Source organism: Bifidobacterium tsurumiense, from assembly GCF_000741765.1.
GTDB lineage: Bacteria > Actinomycetota > Actinomycetes > Actinomycetales > Bifidobacteriaceae > Bifidobacterium > Bifidobacterium tsurumiense.
In genome coordinates this window covers 1-16,123 of the sequence record NZ_JGZU01000002.1, presented here as the reverse complement: position 1 = coordinate 16,123, position 16,123 = coordinate 1, and the positions used below count along the sequence as shown (strand labels likewise).

General features: G+C 52.9%; 16 protein-coding genes. 9 read left to right on the top strand and 7 right to left on the bottom strand.

Annotation, left to right across the window (positions count from 1 at the left end):
• Positions 1 to 123 precede the first annotated feature (123 nt).
• The 4 genes from BITS_RS00320 to BITS_RS00305 all read right to left on the bottom strand — a co-directional run bounded on the left by BITS_RS00320 (position 124) and on the right by BITS_RS00305 (position 6,146).
• Positions 124 to 1,803 carry an ABC transporter permease gene (locus tag BITS_RS00320; protein WP_154568259.1) on the bottom strand — a complete coding sequence of 560 codons (1,680 nt, stop codon included), beginning with the start codon at positions 1,801 to 1,803 and terminating at the stop codon, positions 124 to 126.
• Positions 1,800 to 2,651, bottom strand: coding sequence for an ABC transporter ATP-binding protein (locus BITS_RS00315; RefSeq protein ID WP_026641759.1), 852 nt, complete (start codon positions 2,649 to 2,651; stop codon positions 1,800 to 1,802). The genes BITS_RS00320 and BITS_RS00315 overlap by 4 nt, the downstream gene beginning before the upstream one ends.
• Before the next feature lie 592 nt (positions 2,652 to 3,243).
• The gene (locus BITS_RS00310; RefSeq protein WP_026641758.1) at positions 3,244 to 4,467 is read right to left on the bottom strand and encodes a glycosyltransferase family 2 protein; all 1,224 of its coding nucleotides are present in this window, start codon (positions 4,465 to 4,467) and stop codon (positions 3,244 to 3,246) included.
• Positions 4,467 to 6,146 carry an AI-2E family transporter gene (locus tag BITS_RS00305; protein ID WP_051264315.1) on the bottom strand — a complete coding sequence of 560 codons (1,680 nt, stop codon included), beginning with the start codon at positions 6,144 to 6,146 and terminating at the stop codon, positions 4,467 to 4,469. Before BITS_RS00305 ends, BITS_RS00310 begins: the two co-directional genes overlap by 1 nt.
• A gap of 160 nt (positions 6,147 to 6,306) precedes the next feature.
• Between BITS_RS00305 and BITS_RS00300 the strand changes: the two genes are divergently transcribed.
• A complete protein-coding gene (locus BITS_RS00300) occupies positions 6,307 to 7,230 on the top strand; it encodes a glycosyltransferase family 2 protein (RefSeq protein WP_026641757.1) in 924 nt (307 codons plus the stop codon).
• Positions 7,231 to 7,459: 229 nt separating this feature from the next.
• On the opposite strand, the gene fucO is transcribed toward BITS_RS00300, so the two are convergent.
• Positions 7,460 to 8,611, bottom strand: coding sequence for a lactaldehyde reductase (gene fucO / locus BITS_RS00295; RefSeq protein WP_026641756.1), 1,152 nt, complete (start codon positions 8,609 to 8,611; stop codon positions 7,460 to 7,462).
• A 501-nt stretch (positions 8,612 to 9,112) separates the two neighbouring features.
• On the opposite strand from fucO, the gene BITS_RS08615 reads away from it, so the two are divergent.
• From BITS_RS08615 to BITS_RS00260, 7 genes are all read left to right on the top strand, one after another.
• The gene (locus BITS_RS08615) at positions 9,113 to 9,745 is read left to right on the top strand and encodes a GNAT family N-acetyltransferase (protein WP_026641755.1); all 633 of its coding nucleotides are present in this window, start codon (positions 9,113 to 9,115) and stop codon (positions 9,743 to 9,745) included.
• A gap of 369 nt (positions 9,746 to 10,114) precedes the next feature.
• Positions 10,115 to 11,320: a tyrosine-type recombinase/integrase gene (locus BITS_RS00285; RefSeq protein ID WP_026641754.1), complete on the top strand. Its 1,206-nt coding sequence runs from the start codon at positions 10,115 to 10,117 to the stop codon at positions 11,318 to 11,320.
• The gene (locus tag BITS_RS00280; RefSeq protein ID WP_026641753.1) at positions 11,317 to 11,871 is read left to right on the top strand and encodes a hypothetical protein; all 555 of its coding nucleotides are present in this window, start codon (positions 11,317 to 11,319) and stop codon (positions 11,869 to 11,871) included. The genes BITS_RS00285 and BITS_RS00280 overlap by 4 nt, the downstream gene beginning before the upstream one ends.
• 123 nt (positions 11,872 to 11,994) lie before the next feature.
• On the top strand, positions 11,995 to 12,564 hold the full coding sequence (locus tag BITS_RS00275; protein WP_044259167.1) for a helix-turn-helix domain-containing protein: 570 nt from the start codon (positions 11,995 to 11,997) through the stop codon (positions 12,562 to 12,564).
• Positions 12,564 to 13,934, top strand: coding sequence for a hypothetical protein (locus BITS_RS00270; RefSeq protein WP_026641751.1), 1,371 nt, complete (start codon positions 12,564 to 12,566; stop codon positions 13,932 to 13,934). Before BITS_RS00275 ends, BITS_RS00270 begins: the two co-directional genes overlap by 1 nt.
• Positions 13,935 to 14,228: 294 nt before the next feature.
• Complete coding sequence (locus tag BITS_RS00265; RefSeq protein WP_026641750.1) at positions 14,229 to 14,528, top strand: hypothetical protein; 300 nt, start codon at positions 14,229 to 14,231, stop codon at positions 14,526 to 14,528.
• Complete coding sequence (locus BITS_RS00260; RefSeq protein WP_026641749.1) at positions 14,509 to 14,925, top strand: hypothetical protein; 417 nt, start codon at positions 14,509 to 14,511, stop codon at positions 14,923 to 14,925. The genes BITS_RS00265 and BITS_RS00260 overlap by 20 nt, the downstream gene beginning before the upstream one ends.
• Before the next feature lie 9 nt (positions 14,926 to 14,934).
• On the opposite strand, the gene BITS_RS00255 is transcribed toward BITS_RS00260, so the two are convergent.
• On the bottom strand, positions 14,935 to 15,213 hold the full coding sequence (locus BITS_RS00255; RefSeq protein WP_026641748.1) for a helix-turn-helix transcriptional regulator: 279 nt from the start codon (positions 15,211 to 15,213) through the stop codon (positions 14,935 to 14,937).
• A gap of 94 nt (positions 15,214 to 15,307) precedes the next feature.
• Here BITS_RS00255 and BITS_RS00250 point away from each other — a divergent pair, with 94 nt between their 5' ends.
• On the top strand, positions 15,308 to 15,829 hold the full coding sequence (locus BITS_RS00250; protein WP_026641747.1) for a hypothetical protein: 522 nt from the start codon (positions 15,308 to 15,310) through the stop codon (positions 15,827 to 15,829).
• 28 nt (positions 15,830 to 15,857) lie between these two features.
• On the opposite strand, the gene BITS_RS09395 is transcribed toward BITS_RS00250, so the two are convergent.
• Positions 15,858 to 16,123 (bottom strand): hypothetical protein (locus tag BITS_RS09395; protein ID WP_238556506.1); only part of this gene is annotated, 266 nt, incomplete at its 5' end.

The following is a 16,123-nucleotide window of genomic DNA, read 5'->3' as shown; positions in this document are numbered from 1 at the left end:
GTATCGGTCACGCAGACCACTCCCCTCGCGCTATGCGCTGTCAGTTTTGCGTAAGTAATACTTCCATCACATTACGCGACCCCCGACCCTGGATGGTCTCATATGCACTTGATATACGGCAATTCACTTCTGCAAAGCAGCGAAATTATCCAGCGTTGCGATTATTCGCACAGCCCGCTTATCCAGCACTATACCGCCGATCCAGGTTCCCAAAGCCAACATCCCTGCACCATTGAGCACTCCAACGGGAAGCAGTACCCACATCATGGTTGCCGACTGATCTGTCAATGCAAGGACGAGTGCCACAATTCCCGTCGGCAAAACTGTCAGGCAGCTGCCAAGCATAAACAGCAGGGGGATAAACCCTTGGGCGATTGCGCGACCCTGCGGGGTCGAGAAAGGCTTATCGATAGAGGGGGTGGGATACATCAGCACGCATGAGAAGATCTCCGCCAATCCCAACGCGCCCAGCCCCAAAGCCAGTGCACCGCCGTAGAATGCGGCGGAAATCGACAAATCCCCGGGAGTGTGCCAAGTACCGCTCACCAATATCGCCGCCACCGCCAAAATCGAAATATACACACAAGAAATAGTGCCCAATACCCGCACACGGCCAAGACGATCCGCGCTGCCTGGAGCTCCTGTCAATACTTGCATCGTGAATCCTCTGCCGTCATAGGCAAGCCCATTGGCCTCCGCAGCGGAAAGGAATATTCCTCCAATGATTACGCCCAGCCACGGATAGAATGGCATATCGTCAAAGCTGTTGCCTTGGATAGTGAATATCACGAAGAAGAGCAGCGGCATCAAGAACATGATGCCCTGACGCGGATCGCGCTTGAGATAAGTCAGATATCTGGCGGAAATCGCACCGGACACCGAATCCGGCATCCAAGCGAATGCTCCGACTCCCTTCAATGAGCCGCTCGTCCCGGACTCTCCCATATGCAGACGATCATGACGCAGGCTCCAGGTTCCTGCTGCGAAGCACACGATCCATGTGACTGCCAATATCGCCAATCTTGCGAGAGCGAGCAACCAGTCGCCTTGCGCAGCATCAAATGGCAGTTGGAAAGCAGCTCCCAAAGGAGTCCATGCAGCCAATCTGATCGAAGGCATCATTTGAGACAACGATATATTCACCGTATTGCCTTGGGCATCGACATTCGAATTGACGATGATATTAGGCAGTTGCATCAGAACAATGAACAGCACCATCACCACGAGGTAGAACAGGGTTTTGCCTCGTCTTGAATTCACCAATGTGGTGATCAATGCCATCAATGCCTTGGACATCGAGACCATGGTGATAATCGCCAAAGGAGCCGCAATGATGGCCGTCACGACCATAACAGGACCGACCCAGCGATATGCCATGGATAGCAGCATGAGGGATGCCGTGCCAGCCAGTGCCGGAAGTCCACACAAGGTGGACATGATCAAACCTGCGTGCAGGGTTCTGTCTTTTATGCCATAGAGTGAAAATCTGCGACTTCCCATCGACGTGCCGTCACCGATAATCATCATCTGGACGAATAAGACGATAATCGTGGCGAATGTGCCGCCGATCACCGCGAAGGCTTGCAAGCCCAGGAAGTACTCAATAACCGATCCACCCTCGGCAATGATCAATTCTGCTCCCGCACCCCCTGCAAACCAGGCTCCTGCACCAACAGCCACCACCGTGCCAAGTGCCATGACGAGGCCGATAATGAACCCGACGGTTTGCCACACGGATTTGCGCATGACACCGAAAGTGAGCGACCAGCGCAGACGGATCATTGTGAATACGATATTCATCACGCCCCCTGCATTGAAGGGTTGCCATACACCGTTGGAGGCTGCGGTTGGCCAGCGCCACTCAGCCAATCGATATGGGCCGCATCATGACGCCCGCCAACCAGCTGAAGGAACCGATCTTCCAGATCCTGTCCCGCTGCAACCTGCTCAACCGTTCCGGCGGCAGCGACCTGGCCTTGGTTGATAACGGCCACATGCGTGCACATACGTTCCACAAGAGCCATGACATGCGAGGAAATGATCACAGTGCCGCCAGTATTGGCGTATTCGATCAGAATGTCTCTCAAATTGGCACTTGATACGGGATCCACGGCTTCAAATGGTTCATCCAATACCAGAATGCGTGGCGAATGAATCATGGCAGTAGCCAGGCATACCTTCTTAGTCATGCCGGCTGAATAGTCAGAAACCACGGTGTTCGCCGCATCGGCAAGACCGAAAGCATTGAGCAGGTCATGGGCCCTCTTGGTCACCTCATTGCGAGGCATACCGCGCAACATGCCTGCATACACCAACAATTGCAAACCTGTCAGACGATCGAAAATCTGGTCCGCCTGCGGCATCATGCCAATGGATTTCTTTGCCTGATTAACATCGCTCCACACATCCCGCCCAAGGATCATTGCATTTCCGGCGTCAGGAACCAGCAGACCCGTAAGCATATTCAATGTGGTGGTTTTTCCGGCGCCATTGGGACCCACCAAACCATAGAAAGAACCGATTGGAATGTCGAGAGACAAGCCATTTACCGCGACTTTTCTGTCGAATTGCTTGAACAATCCTCGTATGGATACCGCTGCATTCGGATTAGACGGAATCGCACCGACTTGCGATTGCGCTGTCTGAGGCATACCAGTCTGTGGGATACCCGTCGCAACTGGTGGTGCAACCATTGAAGGCGAGCCAACCGGAGGCTGCGAGCCTATTGGCTGCTGCAGTGTCTGCACCGATTGCCCTTGCGGATTGCCTTGGTAAGCATAAGAGTTAGCGTTGCGTTGCTGCATCTGTGCTGCCGACGATGGCTGAACTTGTGACGGTGATTGAGGATATGCAGGGTTCGGGTTCACATCTTCGGGAAATGCAACCTGCTCAGGTGTTTGGCTCATACAACCCATCCTAGCTGACAACACACCGGCAATGACACCATGTATCTCAGGCGATCAACTTGGTGAGAGCCGTGGCGACCGTGCGACACAATCCAGCGTCACACCCATTGCAGCACCGAGTGCACAAACACTAATGAGGCACGCTCTGATTGGTCGAACAAATAGCGCACGATGATATGTGCGAGCGCGCGAGTCTGCAGCGGATAGGACTTGCATCGATCGAGCACAACCAAGATTCCCATGCCTAAACAGCGTAGACATCCTCCGGAGACCTCAATTACCAAACGCTGCTCAGACCTTGAGCTCTCATCGAGAGAACCTGCACGACTGCGGAAACCTACCCCTTGTGTTCGATTGGCTTCCACTGCGCCTTCGAGAAAATAGCCTGGAAGGAAATCGGCACATAGCTCAGCATATAAATCGGGAAACTCAGCACATATGCGAACAGCTCCTTATTCGTGGCGCCAATCTGGTCTCTCTCAACCACAATTGTCAATGCGGCCAATCCCATCATGCTCAATACGCTGATTACAATGCCATATGCCCAGCCGCCGAAGGAGGCAAGCTGACTCGTCCAGGAAACAAACCCGCATAGTGCGAAGATAAAGCCCAAAAGCAGTCGTGCCACACCCAAAACCGTGAAGGGACACAACAACAAAGTGAAATCGACGGCTGAAAAATCGCGTTCGCGAATGGCATGTCGTATCAAAGCCGGTCCGTAATAGCGGAATACCTGCAAGAAGCCCTTGCTCCAACGAAGTCGCTGGCGCCAACTTTGACTGAAGGTGACCGGCTGCTCGTCATACAGCACAGCGGAACCGCAATATCCCACACGATCGCCATGCAGCACCGAATCCATAGTGAATTCCAAATCCTCGGTGAGCAAATGGAATTTCCAACCCTTATTACGCTTCATAACATCCTTGGAGAACATGAAGCCCGTGCCGCCCACATGGCAGCTCGACCCGAACAGCATTCGCGAATTGTTCAGGAATCGGGATTCGCGAATAAACCACAGCGCGGAGCCAGAAGATACCCAGTTGTCGGAGAGGTTGACGGAGTTTCGATAACTGGTAAGGATGCGGAATCCGGAGTGGAATGCCTTATTCATCTCTTCGACATAATGCTTGTCAAGCTTGTTATCCGCATCGAAGACAAAATATGCGTCATACGTTTCGGTGTATCCGTGCTCATTCAAATAATTGAAGAGATAAGAAAGCGCGTAGCCCTTGCCTATTTCCTCTTTATTGAATCTTTCGACCACATGGCAACCCATGGAACGCACGACTTGAGCGGTATTGTCGGTGCAATTATCCGCAACCAGCCAAATATCTATGAGTTCACTGGGGTATGTTTGCTGACGCAATGAATCGATAAGGTTACCGATGACATTCTCTTCGTTTCGAGCGGAGATTAACACCGCATAGCGATTAGTCATAGGCGCTTCGGGGAATGTCACCTGCCTGGCGAAGAGTGATGCCACAATGCAAACGACTTGGTAGAGCATGCCGACGCCGCCGACCACCAATAGCAGTGTGTCAAGAACCGTAAGCAGTACCATTACCGCCATTCCCTTCTTGGGTTGTCGTTATGCGAGCGTGACTTGTTATCGCCACCATTGCGCTGTTGCGATGAAGAACCGACCTCGGCGTCATCATTGGCATTGTGCTCTTCAGCCTCGACGGGATCGGCCTCTGAAGACTGCATCGCATCGGCTACCTGTGATGCGCTTACGGTAGTGCCATTAACCGTCACCTCACCATCAACGGGTACACTCTTGATAACCACCACGTCATGATCCTGTTCCGCCTCGCTGTCGGCGCTTTTATCAACAGTGTCATGCTTGCCTGAGTTGACTTTCAACCCGCTCTTGGCTTGGTCGTCAAGAATACCCTTAGGAATTGCCACGGTCTGGGAATCATCCAGTTCCTGTGAGGTCAAGCCGTATGCCTGCTCCTGGAGATCTCGCAAATCTTGGAGGTCTTGAAGGTCTTCAACCACGGAAACACGCGCCGTCGTGCCCTTGGCAGCACGTGGCATATGTTCGCTTACAGGCTTGATCACATGTTCGTTGATTGCATCAGCGCTTTTCACCACAACCGACTTCTTGATCGGCTTGGGATCCTCCATCAACGGGTTATCAACCAACTCATAGCTTCGCATATACACCTTCAAAATCACTTGAAGGCTCGCGGTAATCGGCAGCGCCAGAAATGCACCAAGCGCTCCGAATATGGCGCCGAATACCAGAACGGACAGGAAAGCCACGGCAGGGTTCAAATCCATGGTCCTCTCCGAGATCTTCGGAGAAAGAATCAGATTCTCGATCTGTTGGTAGATAATGATGTACACCAGCACAATGCCCGCATAGAGAATTCCCTGAGAACCCCATGCGACCACCACCGGCAACGCACCACCGATGTATGTGCCGACCGTAGGAATGAATTGTGAAACGATACCGCAGAACAAGGCCAAAGGCAGCCAATACGGCACATTGATCACTTCGAGGAATATGGCCATGAACACTGCATTGAGCAAGGCCAGAATGGTCCGCGAGAACAGGAATCCGGAAATCTGGTTCTGCACCACGGTCCATGTGAACAGGAATCGGTTCTGCGTGGCGGGGCTAAGCCACCTACACATGCTACGACGCAGCTTGGGGCCGGCTGCGGAAATATAGAAGGACACCATGACCACAGTGAGCAGATTCAAGAGGAAACTAAATAATCCCATAGTCGTATTCAACGCTTGACCTGCAAAATCGGTAAGCCAGGAAGTTTGAATATTCTTCAGGATCTCATCGCCTAGACTATCGATCTCAGGCAGTCTCACCTTGCTGTGTTGAGCCACGAATGTGGCTATCTGCTGGTAAAGATCCGGCAAACTCTTCAGCATGGAAATCATCTGCTGTACGAACAAGTTGCCAAACATGGAAAGCAGTACCACCACGAGCACCATAAGACCAACGAGGCTCAAGCCTGAAGCGGCGCCGCGTTTCCAACCATGGCGTATCAATCGAATCACAATGGGCTCGACCGCCAAGGCGATGAACACCGCGATCACCACATCAAGCACGATGGACGACACGTCACTCCATGCGCGCCAGGCGAATATGGCAAGAAAGACCGCAATAACCGCATAGAGAAGGCCACGACCCCACCAATCCGGAGGCCTGCGAGAATCGCCTTTGGCCGGAAAGACCAAGGCCAGGTCTATTTTCTTATCGTCCTGTTCGCTCATGGCTCCTCATTCTACATATGAGGTGATAGAAGGATGCCTGACGGCATAACGCCGATCGCCTTGAGCGCCCCTCGATGCACCGGTTTCTATTCCTTATCACCAATACCTCAACATAACCTCAAAGTTACGGCTGTATACGCTGAACCGTATTGTTGATGACATGGTTACTGTCTCGATCATCATCCCCGCATGGAATGAGCAAGAGCGGATTATCGATTGTCTTACGAATGCCACACGCCAAAGCGTTATGCCTCATGAGGTACTCGTGGTTGACAATCGGTCAACGGATGACACTGCGAAGCTTGTTGAAGAATTCATTGCACAGCATCCTGAACTTCCAGTACGTTTGCTTCACCAAAATGACGAGCAAGGTCTGATTCCCACCCGTAATTTCGGATTGGACTCGGCTACCGGCGACGTGCTGGGTCGTGTGGATGCCGACTGCATGCTCAAGCCTGACTGGGTGGAAGTGGTCAGCGACCTCTTTGACGAGAATCCCACTGCCATGGGAGCCACAGGACCTGTGGTCTATTACGATATGCCCGGAAAACGCATAAGCCTACGTGGTGACGACACCATCAGACGCCATCTCTACCGCGCCAATGGCGACCAAGTATTATTATTCGGATCCAATATGGCTCTTCGTGCAACGGCGTGGCAGCAAATCCGCAACGATGTGTGTCGGGATCGAGCAGACATCATGCATGAAGACATAGATGTCTCGTTGCATATGTTCGACCATGGATTGCATACCGCATACTCTCGCAATATGATTGCAGGCATTTCAGCGAGGCGCATGGATACGTCGTTCTCCTCGTTCCGTGCGTATATGCAACGATTCAAAAACACGTTCAAAGCGCATCCCGAACATTGGCGCAAGCATAAGACGGAACACACATTATTCATGCTGTACCCAGCTTTGCGCACACTGTATCCGATGTATCAGATGTATCTGGATTCCATGGATATCAATCCAGCCGAGAGAATCTGGATAAAAGAGCAGTTCGAGTTATTGGATGATGAAGATGTCATCACATCCGAGCATGCCGATGTCTCGCAGTCAGGCTCTGATGACATTGCGTAATAAGGAGCTGTTCATCGGTAGCAGCGAATCGGTTCTCTGTTTCCGATTTGCTATCGAATAGTCATCGACATCGAAGCCCAAAAGCATATGAAAATGGCGTAACCTCTATGGAGTTACGCCATTTTCATAGGGACAGTGCCAATGTACTGCACCAATCGCTTTATGCCTGATCCGTGCGACGCCGTGTGTGACGCCATATGCGCCGTAACGGCACTACCATCATTGGTTTTTACATAAGCGACTTGTAAATGCCCAAGATATCTTCCAAAGTCGCCTTGCGTGGATTACCCGGAGTGCACACATCAGCGAAAGCGTCCGCGGCCAAGGCTTCAAGATCGCCTTCTGTCGCTCCGACCTCGCTTATGGTGGTCGGGTTGCCCAGCTCTGCCGTCAGTTCACGGACAGCGGCAACAGCGCGATCACGCACCGTCTCCAAATCGTCGCTGTATGCACCTTCGACGCCAAAGGCATCAGCGATATCGCGATATTTCTCACCGCTGAAGTCCTTGTTGTATTCCATGACCGGAGCCAGCAGAATACCGTTGGCGACGCCATGAGCCACATTCAAGCGGCCGCCCAATGGGTGAGCCATGCCGTGCACCAGCCCCAGTCCAACATTGGAATATGCCATACCAGTGATGTAGCTCGCATAAGCCATCTGTTCACCAGCCTCAACATCGCCGTTTGCACTCTTTGCAAGATTCTTGGCGATCATGCGGATCGATTGCAGGGACAGGCAGTCGGAAAGCCCCCAGGCTCCTGGCGTAATGAAACCTTCGATTGCATGGGTCAGGGCATCAAGACCGGTTGCCACCTTGAGGCTGCGAGGCATCGAATCTGTGAGATCCGGGTCAACAAAGGCCACAACAGGAATATCGTGAGGATCCACCGCCACGAATTTACGCTTGTTGGCAGTGTCGGTTACCACATAATTGATGGTGGTTTCCGAAGCCGTTCCAGCCGTGGTCGGAACTCCAAAAATCGGGACAGAAGGATTCTTCGTATCGGCGACGCCTTCCAGGGAAAGCACGTCTGAGAATTCAGGATTGGCAACGATAATGCCGATTCCCTTGCAGGTATCCTGAGGGGATCCGCCACCGAGACCAATAAGAAAATCAGCCCCTGATGCCTTGAACTTCTCCACGCCATCCTGAATATTTTCTACAGGCGGGTTCGGCTGAACGTTATCGAAAATCTCGTATGGCAGTTCGGCCTTATCCAAAACGTCGGTAACCTTGGCGACAGTGCCTGTTTCCAAAAGCACCGGATCGGTGACAATAAACGCCTTGGTAAAGCCGTGAGACTTTGCCTGGGCGGGGATTTCCTGGATTGCCCCACGTCCAAAGAATGCCGTCTGATTGAAGATCATGCGATATACCATGCTGAATCATTCTCCTTTGAATTAGCATTCGGGTCTTGAACGGACTGGTAACCCGTTCGACGGTTTTTATCGTACACCGTTGTTAGCGTTCACCCACGAGCTGCGTGTTCTTTTGTTATGAAAACTATCAATATGGCATATGACAACGCAGTACAAAGATCCGCTATTCAGCCGCTTGTTGTACAACTAGCCTATCAGCGATATTCCAGCTGACTCCCATACAAATATGCCATCATCGATACATAACAGCGAGTATCCGGCAAACCGGAGTCGCATGACGCCCGACCAATCTGATTATTGCCAAACTTGTATCAACAATGACAACAACATTTTCATGGAGAGAATACGCCGGATGTGCGAGGCTCCGGCTTTCAGACCTGAAGACTCTTCGAGTCCCAGCAGACCTTCAGAAGATGTACCACCCGACCCAAGGGAAGTCAGACACTGACTGAATACATCGACTTTGCAACACCAGCGCCATCGCAACAGGAGGGATTTCATATGACACGCTTCAGGGAAGCCGCAACCAAGGACGTGCCACGAATAGCGAAGCTGACCACTCGATCATTCGGCAATTATCCGCTTTTCGATTTTGCGTTCCTTAAGGCTTTCCGCAATGACGATGCATATTTCGCATATATAGAAAAACTTCATCGAATCCATACCAAAGCCAATATGCGACATCATAAATGCTTCGTCGGCATGGAAAACAACCATATCGCTTCAGTTGCACTACTCCAGGACCCTGCGCAACCAAGAGCGAGTATTTGGGATTATATTACGGCGGGGGCCGTGTCCCTCGTTTATCCCGTGGGATTTATCCGCATCCTTGACTTCTTTGACATCTCGGAAGAATCCGTAAAAGACTGCGAACAACAATATCCCAATGCATGGCATTTAGAGATTTTGGCCGTCGATGGATCAATGAAGGGCCGCGGTCTTGGCAAATCGATGCTGAATGATTGCGTTATCCCCTTCATCAAGGCACGAGGCGGCACAGAGCTCACACTCACAACCAATACCGAGCAAAATCGCACATTCTATGCCAAACAAGGATTTGAAGAGTTTGCAGAGCGAACCATTCAACGCCATGGGAAGACAATCAATAATTGGAGTTTCCGTTTGGAAGTCTGAGCCGAAAACCCCATGACCCATTTTTGACCACACAATTCAGCATTGCATCGTTGATCTGCCATTCGTTGCGAATGAGGCGCGGCGCAGTCCGCCAGCAATAAAGCAAAAGCCGCTGTTTCCAGCGGCTTTAATTTGTACCCCCTGAGAGAGTCGAACTCTCGTTGTCAGATTGAAAGTCTGACAATAAGCCGTTTTTGTTGATATTCAGCCATTCTTGATTTTAAGCTGTTTTATAACCTCTCAGGCTTACTGTTTATTGGCTTTAGGTCATGTTAGAATAGGTCATAAAAGGTCAGGTAATACCAGCAAGTAGTCACACAGTAGTCACATGTGGGACTAATCGTGGGACTAAGAAGACTGGAGGCATAGATGGCACGGCGTAAAACCCCGACGGTCGAATACACCATCAATGGTGTTACCCGTGAGCGCAAGAAGCGAACAGAGACATTCGGCACACTCGAAATGCTGAAATCCGGCAAATGGCGTGTGAAGTATTATTTGAACGGCCACCGGTATGCCACGCCCGCTTTTGATGACAAGATGGAGGCGGAACGCTGCCGCGCGGCACTCGAAGCGGAGCGTAGGGCCGGTACTTTGAAACCGCCCGCGGCCATCAAGGCCACGAACTTCAAAGAGTACGCCCACACTTGGGTGGAACAGCATAGAACCAGCAAAGGCAAACCTCTGGCACCGCGCACGAAGGCGGAGAACCTGAGGATGCTCAGTAACGGGTTGAGCTTCTTCAACCCGTATTCGCTGACCGATATTGACGCGCCTCTGGTTCGCAAGTGGCACGCTCAGCGCTGCAAGAACGCAGGGGCCACGACGGCGGGCAACGAAGCCCGCGTACTCAAGGCGATACTGCAAACCGCAGTGAACGACGACGTTCTGGAGAAAAACCCCGTGCCGGGGGAACTCACACGCTCCAAAACAGGCAAAGAACACCATGCGCCGACCACTGGCGAGTTGAAGCGTATCCTCGACCATTTGGAGGGACAGTGGCGCGTAGCGGTGCTGATAGCTGCATTCGGGGGCCTTAGGGCCGGTGAATTGTCTGCCTTGGAACGGCGGGACATCGAGGTACGTAACGGACGTGTTGTCATTCGTGTGACGAAACAGGCACAATGGCTTGACGGCGAGTGGATCGTGAAACCCCCGAAGTCCGTAGACGGCGTGCGTTTCGTCACATTGCCGGAATGGATAACTCCCGATGTCGAGACGCATTTACGCAGGAACGTGGGCCAGTTCCCGAACTGTCGCGTGTTTGTCCCTAGGCGTGGTGCCAAATACGTAAGCACGGCAACTTTGGGGCGCGTGCTGCACAAGGCCATGGCCGACGCAGGTATAGACGCGCCGATACATTGGCATGATTTGCGGCACTTCTTCGGTACGAACCTTGCTAAGAGTGGTGTCGGCATCAAAGAGCTTCAGGCCGCGTTGGGACATGGCACGCCTGCTGCCTCACTCTCGTATCTGGAACAAGAGCATGGGCTAACAGCGGAGTTGGCGAACCGGCTGCCCCGGCTTGATGATAGTTCTTCGTTAATCGTATTTCCAAGAAAGGCAACGGCATGATTCGCAAACTAACAGACGAAGAGCAAAAGAGCATCTGCCGCCTAGAGCGCTTGGCCAATTATTTCGAGCAGCTCGGGCGAGAAAAAGATGCAGCGAGCACTCGCCGACAGGCGCAGGATATACGTCATAGACTTGAACGTGACGAAGATGAAACCGTGCTTCACCACCGTGAAAATGAAGCATTCCGATATCTTTTCGATAAAGAAACAATGCAGTGGAGGCAGCCGGCGAAGCCGATTAAATATCGAGGAAAATTACAGAAACAGTGGCGTATAGTCGTCGAGTTGTATCCTTTTGCGGAAGATGAATGGGCGGTTAAGCTACTCGATCAAGTCAATGCAATCTCGCGCGTAAAGCGAGAAGAAATGCTCCATGATGGCATAGGGATTGAACTAGTGGGAAAATCACGCGAAATCATGCCGAATGGTGTTCGGTTTTCGGTGTTTATGCTCGATAGCACCATCGCGGATTCGCAGGAAATTATTCCATACACAGGCAGAGTACGGGTATGCGACCTTTGGGAATTTGTCCATCAGAGTAATCATCGGTGAAACTTGATGACAGTAGATAACCCCTGCTAGACTGTTCACAGCGCGTGGGAGCTCACGTCAACGACGTGAACGTTCGAACCGAATCCTGAAGCAAGTATCGTGCGCTTGCGGGAAGGATTTGGCATGCCTTTTTTACATAAGCACGCAGCTCTTTTAACGCTTCAAGAGGTCGCTTTCGTCGCCAATGTCAGTGAAAGCACTGTTAAACGGTGGATTGCTTCTGGCGAACTCCCCAGAGTCAAATTAGGACGGCGAAAACCCAACCGTGTCAGGGATAACCGGCCAATCAGGTTTCGAATCAAGGACGTGGCGGCGCTCGCAGGCGTCGTTCCCGAAGACATTTACACCGCGCTTGCTACTGCTGAGGTCGGTGATCAAAAAATGAACCGCCAGAACGTTACAAACATTCCAGCGGCTCGAACAACGGTTCCCATTATAGCCGACAGGCCTGATGGTATCCACCCTGATTACATGGTCAACTCCGGGGCAAGCGTTGCCAGAACGATGAACAGCTACCCCGGTTCCCCAGCCGCCAAAGAAGCCGCCAGAGAGGAAATCCAACGGCTGCAAACCCGCGAGAGGTTGGATGACTTCGCCAAGCAGCACGGTTACTCGGGCATGACCCGCGCGTGCCGTAACGACATCATGCGTGCGCTTGCTTTCCTACAAGTAATGCTTGGGGAGGTGGCCTAATGATGGACGAACGTCAATTCTGGGATAGCACCCCGTCATTGCGGTATGTGTTCGATTACGCGAGGGCCAAGCAGGTTGCGCCTTGGGCCACACTGTTCGTAGTGCTGGCGCGCATATCGGTCGCGATGCCGCCACACGTGGTCACACCCTCGCTGGTCAGCAGCGAGTATGGTTCGTTGAACGTATTCGTCGGCATACTGGGCCCCAGCGGCATGGGCAAGGGATTGACCACTGGCGTGGCCCGTAGCTTGGTGCCCGATATCCGCAAGGCCATGACCGCCCAGCCCGCTTCAGGCGAAGGCATACCGGCCATGTTCACGACGCGGAAAAATCAGGACGAAGGCGACAGGCAGGTTCAAGTAGTGGTGTGTGCCAACTGCCGCGCCTTGCTAGACATCCCGGAGATAGCAGTGCTGGGAGGTAACAGCAAGCGTCAAGGTTCCATACTGATACCGATGCTCACTAGCGCGTGGTCAGGCGAAGACTTGGGCTGTTTCACCAAGAACGAGGCCAACCGGTATACCGTGCCCCGGTACGGGTATCGGCTTTCCCTCATCACTGGTGTGCAGCCCTCGAACTTGGGCATGATTCTGGACGAAGCGGGCACAGGCTTGCCCCAACGGTTCCTATTCGCGCCCGTAACCGACTTGGAGGCACCCGAGGAACCTCCGCAAATGCCTCCCGGCAGCATATTCCCGTTCGATGTGTCAGTACTACCGGCGGATATGATGGTGAGCGCCTTGGACACGCTCTATCAAGCCGGCAGCCGGTACGACATGATGGATCACGGCGAAACAAGCTATCCGCTGACGGTAATGGAATATCCCCAAATTACTTACGCGGAAGCAAGGCGTGTTCGGGCGGATACCTTGCACGGCAAGGTGTCTGACCCGCTTGACGCGCACCGGCTTGGCTTGAAAACCAAGGTCGCCGCCTTGCTGGCAATGCTCGATCATCCCAATGACCCGTTGAAGGTAAGGGAGCGGGACTGGACGTTAGCCGATTATGTCTGCGAAAAGTCCGCCCAATTCCGTGCCGAAGCCATCCAACAGGCGGAGGAGATCAAGCGCACACTGAAAGCCGAAGCCATCGCCTTGGATGATGACGCAAGGGCCGAAGCCGACAAACGAAAAGCGGAACGCGTGAAAAACACCGTGCTGAACTATCTAGACAAACATGACCCGGACAGGAAAGGCATAGTCGGTTGGAGAATCAGCAACGCCGCGCGAAGTACTGACCGCAAAGGAGGCTATGTCTATCGCATATTGGAGGAACTACGCGACGAAGGCAAGCTAGACTCTGCGGGCAACAGCGATTCCAGATCAGCTACATGGTCGCGATGCGACCAACCGCCAGTCCTAGTGTCCTAGCGTCCTAATTGGCGTTATTCCGCCATTCACGGCGTCCTAGCCACACGTCCTAGCACGTTCCACTAGGACAACCACCAACAGCTAGGACAAACAGCTAGGACGCCGAGAACACTGGAATATCAACGATTAGGACACTAGGACAACTAGGACAGCACAAAGCAAATAACCACCAACCCAGCGAGCGCCACAACCATGTTCAAGGTGCCGGCGCTCGCAAACCGGGCATGAACAAGCGAAAGGCAGGACATGTGCAATCCACTATCACTGTCACCAGATGAAGGCGTAGACGCACGCATGTATCAAGAGCAATTGCTGATGGCTGATTTGTACATGCTCGAAGCCTATGACGCGCTGAACCACTGCGGTCTGATACAGCCGGAACGGGACGCGCTGGAAGCACAGGCACGCGAATTGGATGCAAGAGGACTACACGGCAATGCGCGAGCCATACGCAGCCTGAAAAATGACTTCTACTATCTAGTGGCCGCAGCGTGCGACAGCATGGCCGAGCAACACAATCTACTGGAGGCTCACATAAACCGCTTGCAGTCAAGCGGAGGAAAGGACATGAATAATGATGAACAGCAACAATGACGGACGTGACGAACTTGGCAGGTTCACCGAAGGCAACCACCCCAAGACGGGCTTTCATACGAATCCCGAGCGAAGGGCGACTTTCCCGGGCAATCGCCATTCGGTGTCGAAAGCCGCGCAGCGTTTTTTGGATATGACCGATGCGGAACTGGATAAAGAATTATCCGATTCAGCTACGCTTACTCAGGCCGAGCAGATAACCCTCCAACTGATCAGACAGGCGAAGGATGCGAATAATCCACGACAGTTGTCTGCGCTCAGGGAATTGCTGGACAGAGCTGAGGGCAAGCCTCGCGTAAGCGCCGACATCAATGAGGCGGGACTGATGCCACCGACGATCATCATTCGACCGTTTGACGATAATCCCAGCAATCATTCCGACACCAGCCGATCGTAGCCGCGAGCGCTACCGCGTATGCAGGTCAGGCCATGGTTCAGGCAGAAGGTCATCCATGGTGATGCCGAGTACCTGAGCCACGGCCATCACGTTCAACAGGCTGGGGTTGGACGGCGTGCCGGGACGCGACTCGCCTCGCTCTAATTGCTGGTAGGCGAACCGTGACAGGTTGGCGTTGTACGCCACACGCTCCTGACTCATGCCCAGTGCCAGCCTGCGGCGTTGGACGTTCAGCCCGAGTTCCTTGGTGTACGACGCCCATCCATCGGGCAGCGGGGTGTGTGGCATGGTTGCCAAGCTAGAACCCCGCTTACTAAACTATGGACTTACCGGTAAGGCATAATGCGTAAAGCCTTACCACGCCTACAGGAAATGAGGAGACATGGCAAAAACAAAACATGCCGAGAAGAACGCAGATACGATCACCGCTAAAGACGGTAAGCGATTCTGGAAACGCTGGTGGTTCTGGGTCATTGTCGTGCTGGTGATTGCCGCCATTGGCGGCGCGACTGGAGCGGGCAACGGTACAGACACCGGAGCCGGCCAAACGCAGAACGCCAACACAGCCACGGACGCACAGCAGCAGCCGGCTGAACCACAACAGGAACCAACAGGCAGCGACGCGGCCCCCGACGACGAGGAAACAACCAGCGGAGGAATCGGATACGGAGACGCCGTGGTCGCATGCGACAATGCGGCCCGCGAACAACTCTTTCCCGGCTCCGCCTATGAAAGCAGTCCGCTCCTTGGCAAGCAGAAGGGACAGGTTGGGATTGACGATGCCCAGTACCTTGCCGCCTACAACGTGACCGTGGATGGTCGCCACACCGCCATCACTTGCCTTGTGGACGGCACCAAGGATAACATCAACGTCATCAGCGTCAACGAAACCGAGGCACGATAAACAAGCGTCACACCTGAGTAAAAACAATTCAAAGTAACTTGCGAGTGCCTGTCATCAGACAAAAAAGACGGGTTAATGGACAAAATGTGTGTCTGATGGTTGGCGTCGGGGTTTGTGCTTGTTGGTGTGTCGGGGTTGTTTTAACGGTTTTGGTGTTAATGTCCGGGTTCGTTTGCTTTTTCGGTGTATGTGTGCTGTTTGATTGCTGTGCATGGTCAAGAGGAAATCGTCCCGTGCCGCGTTGTGTGAATTGTGCGGCGGGTCCATGCGCAAGAACGGGTTCACTTCCGGCGG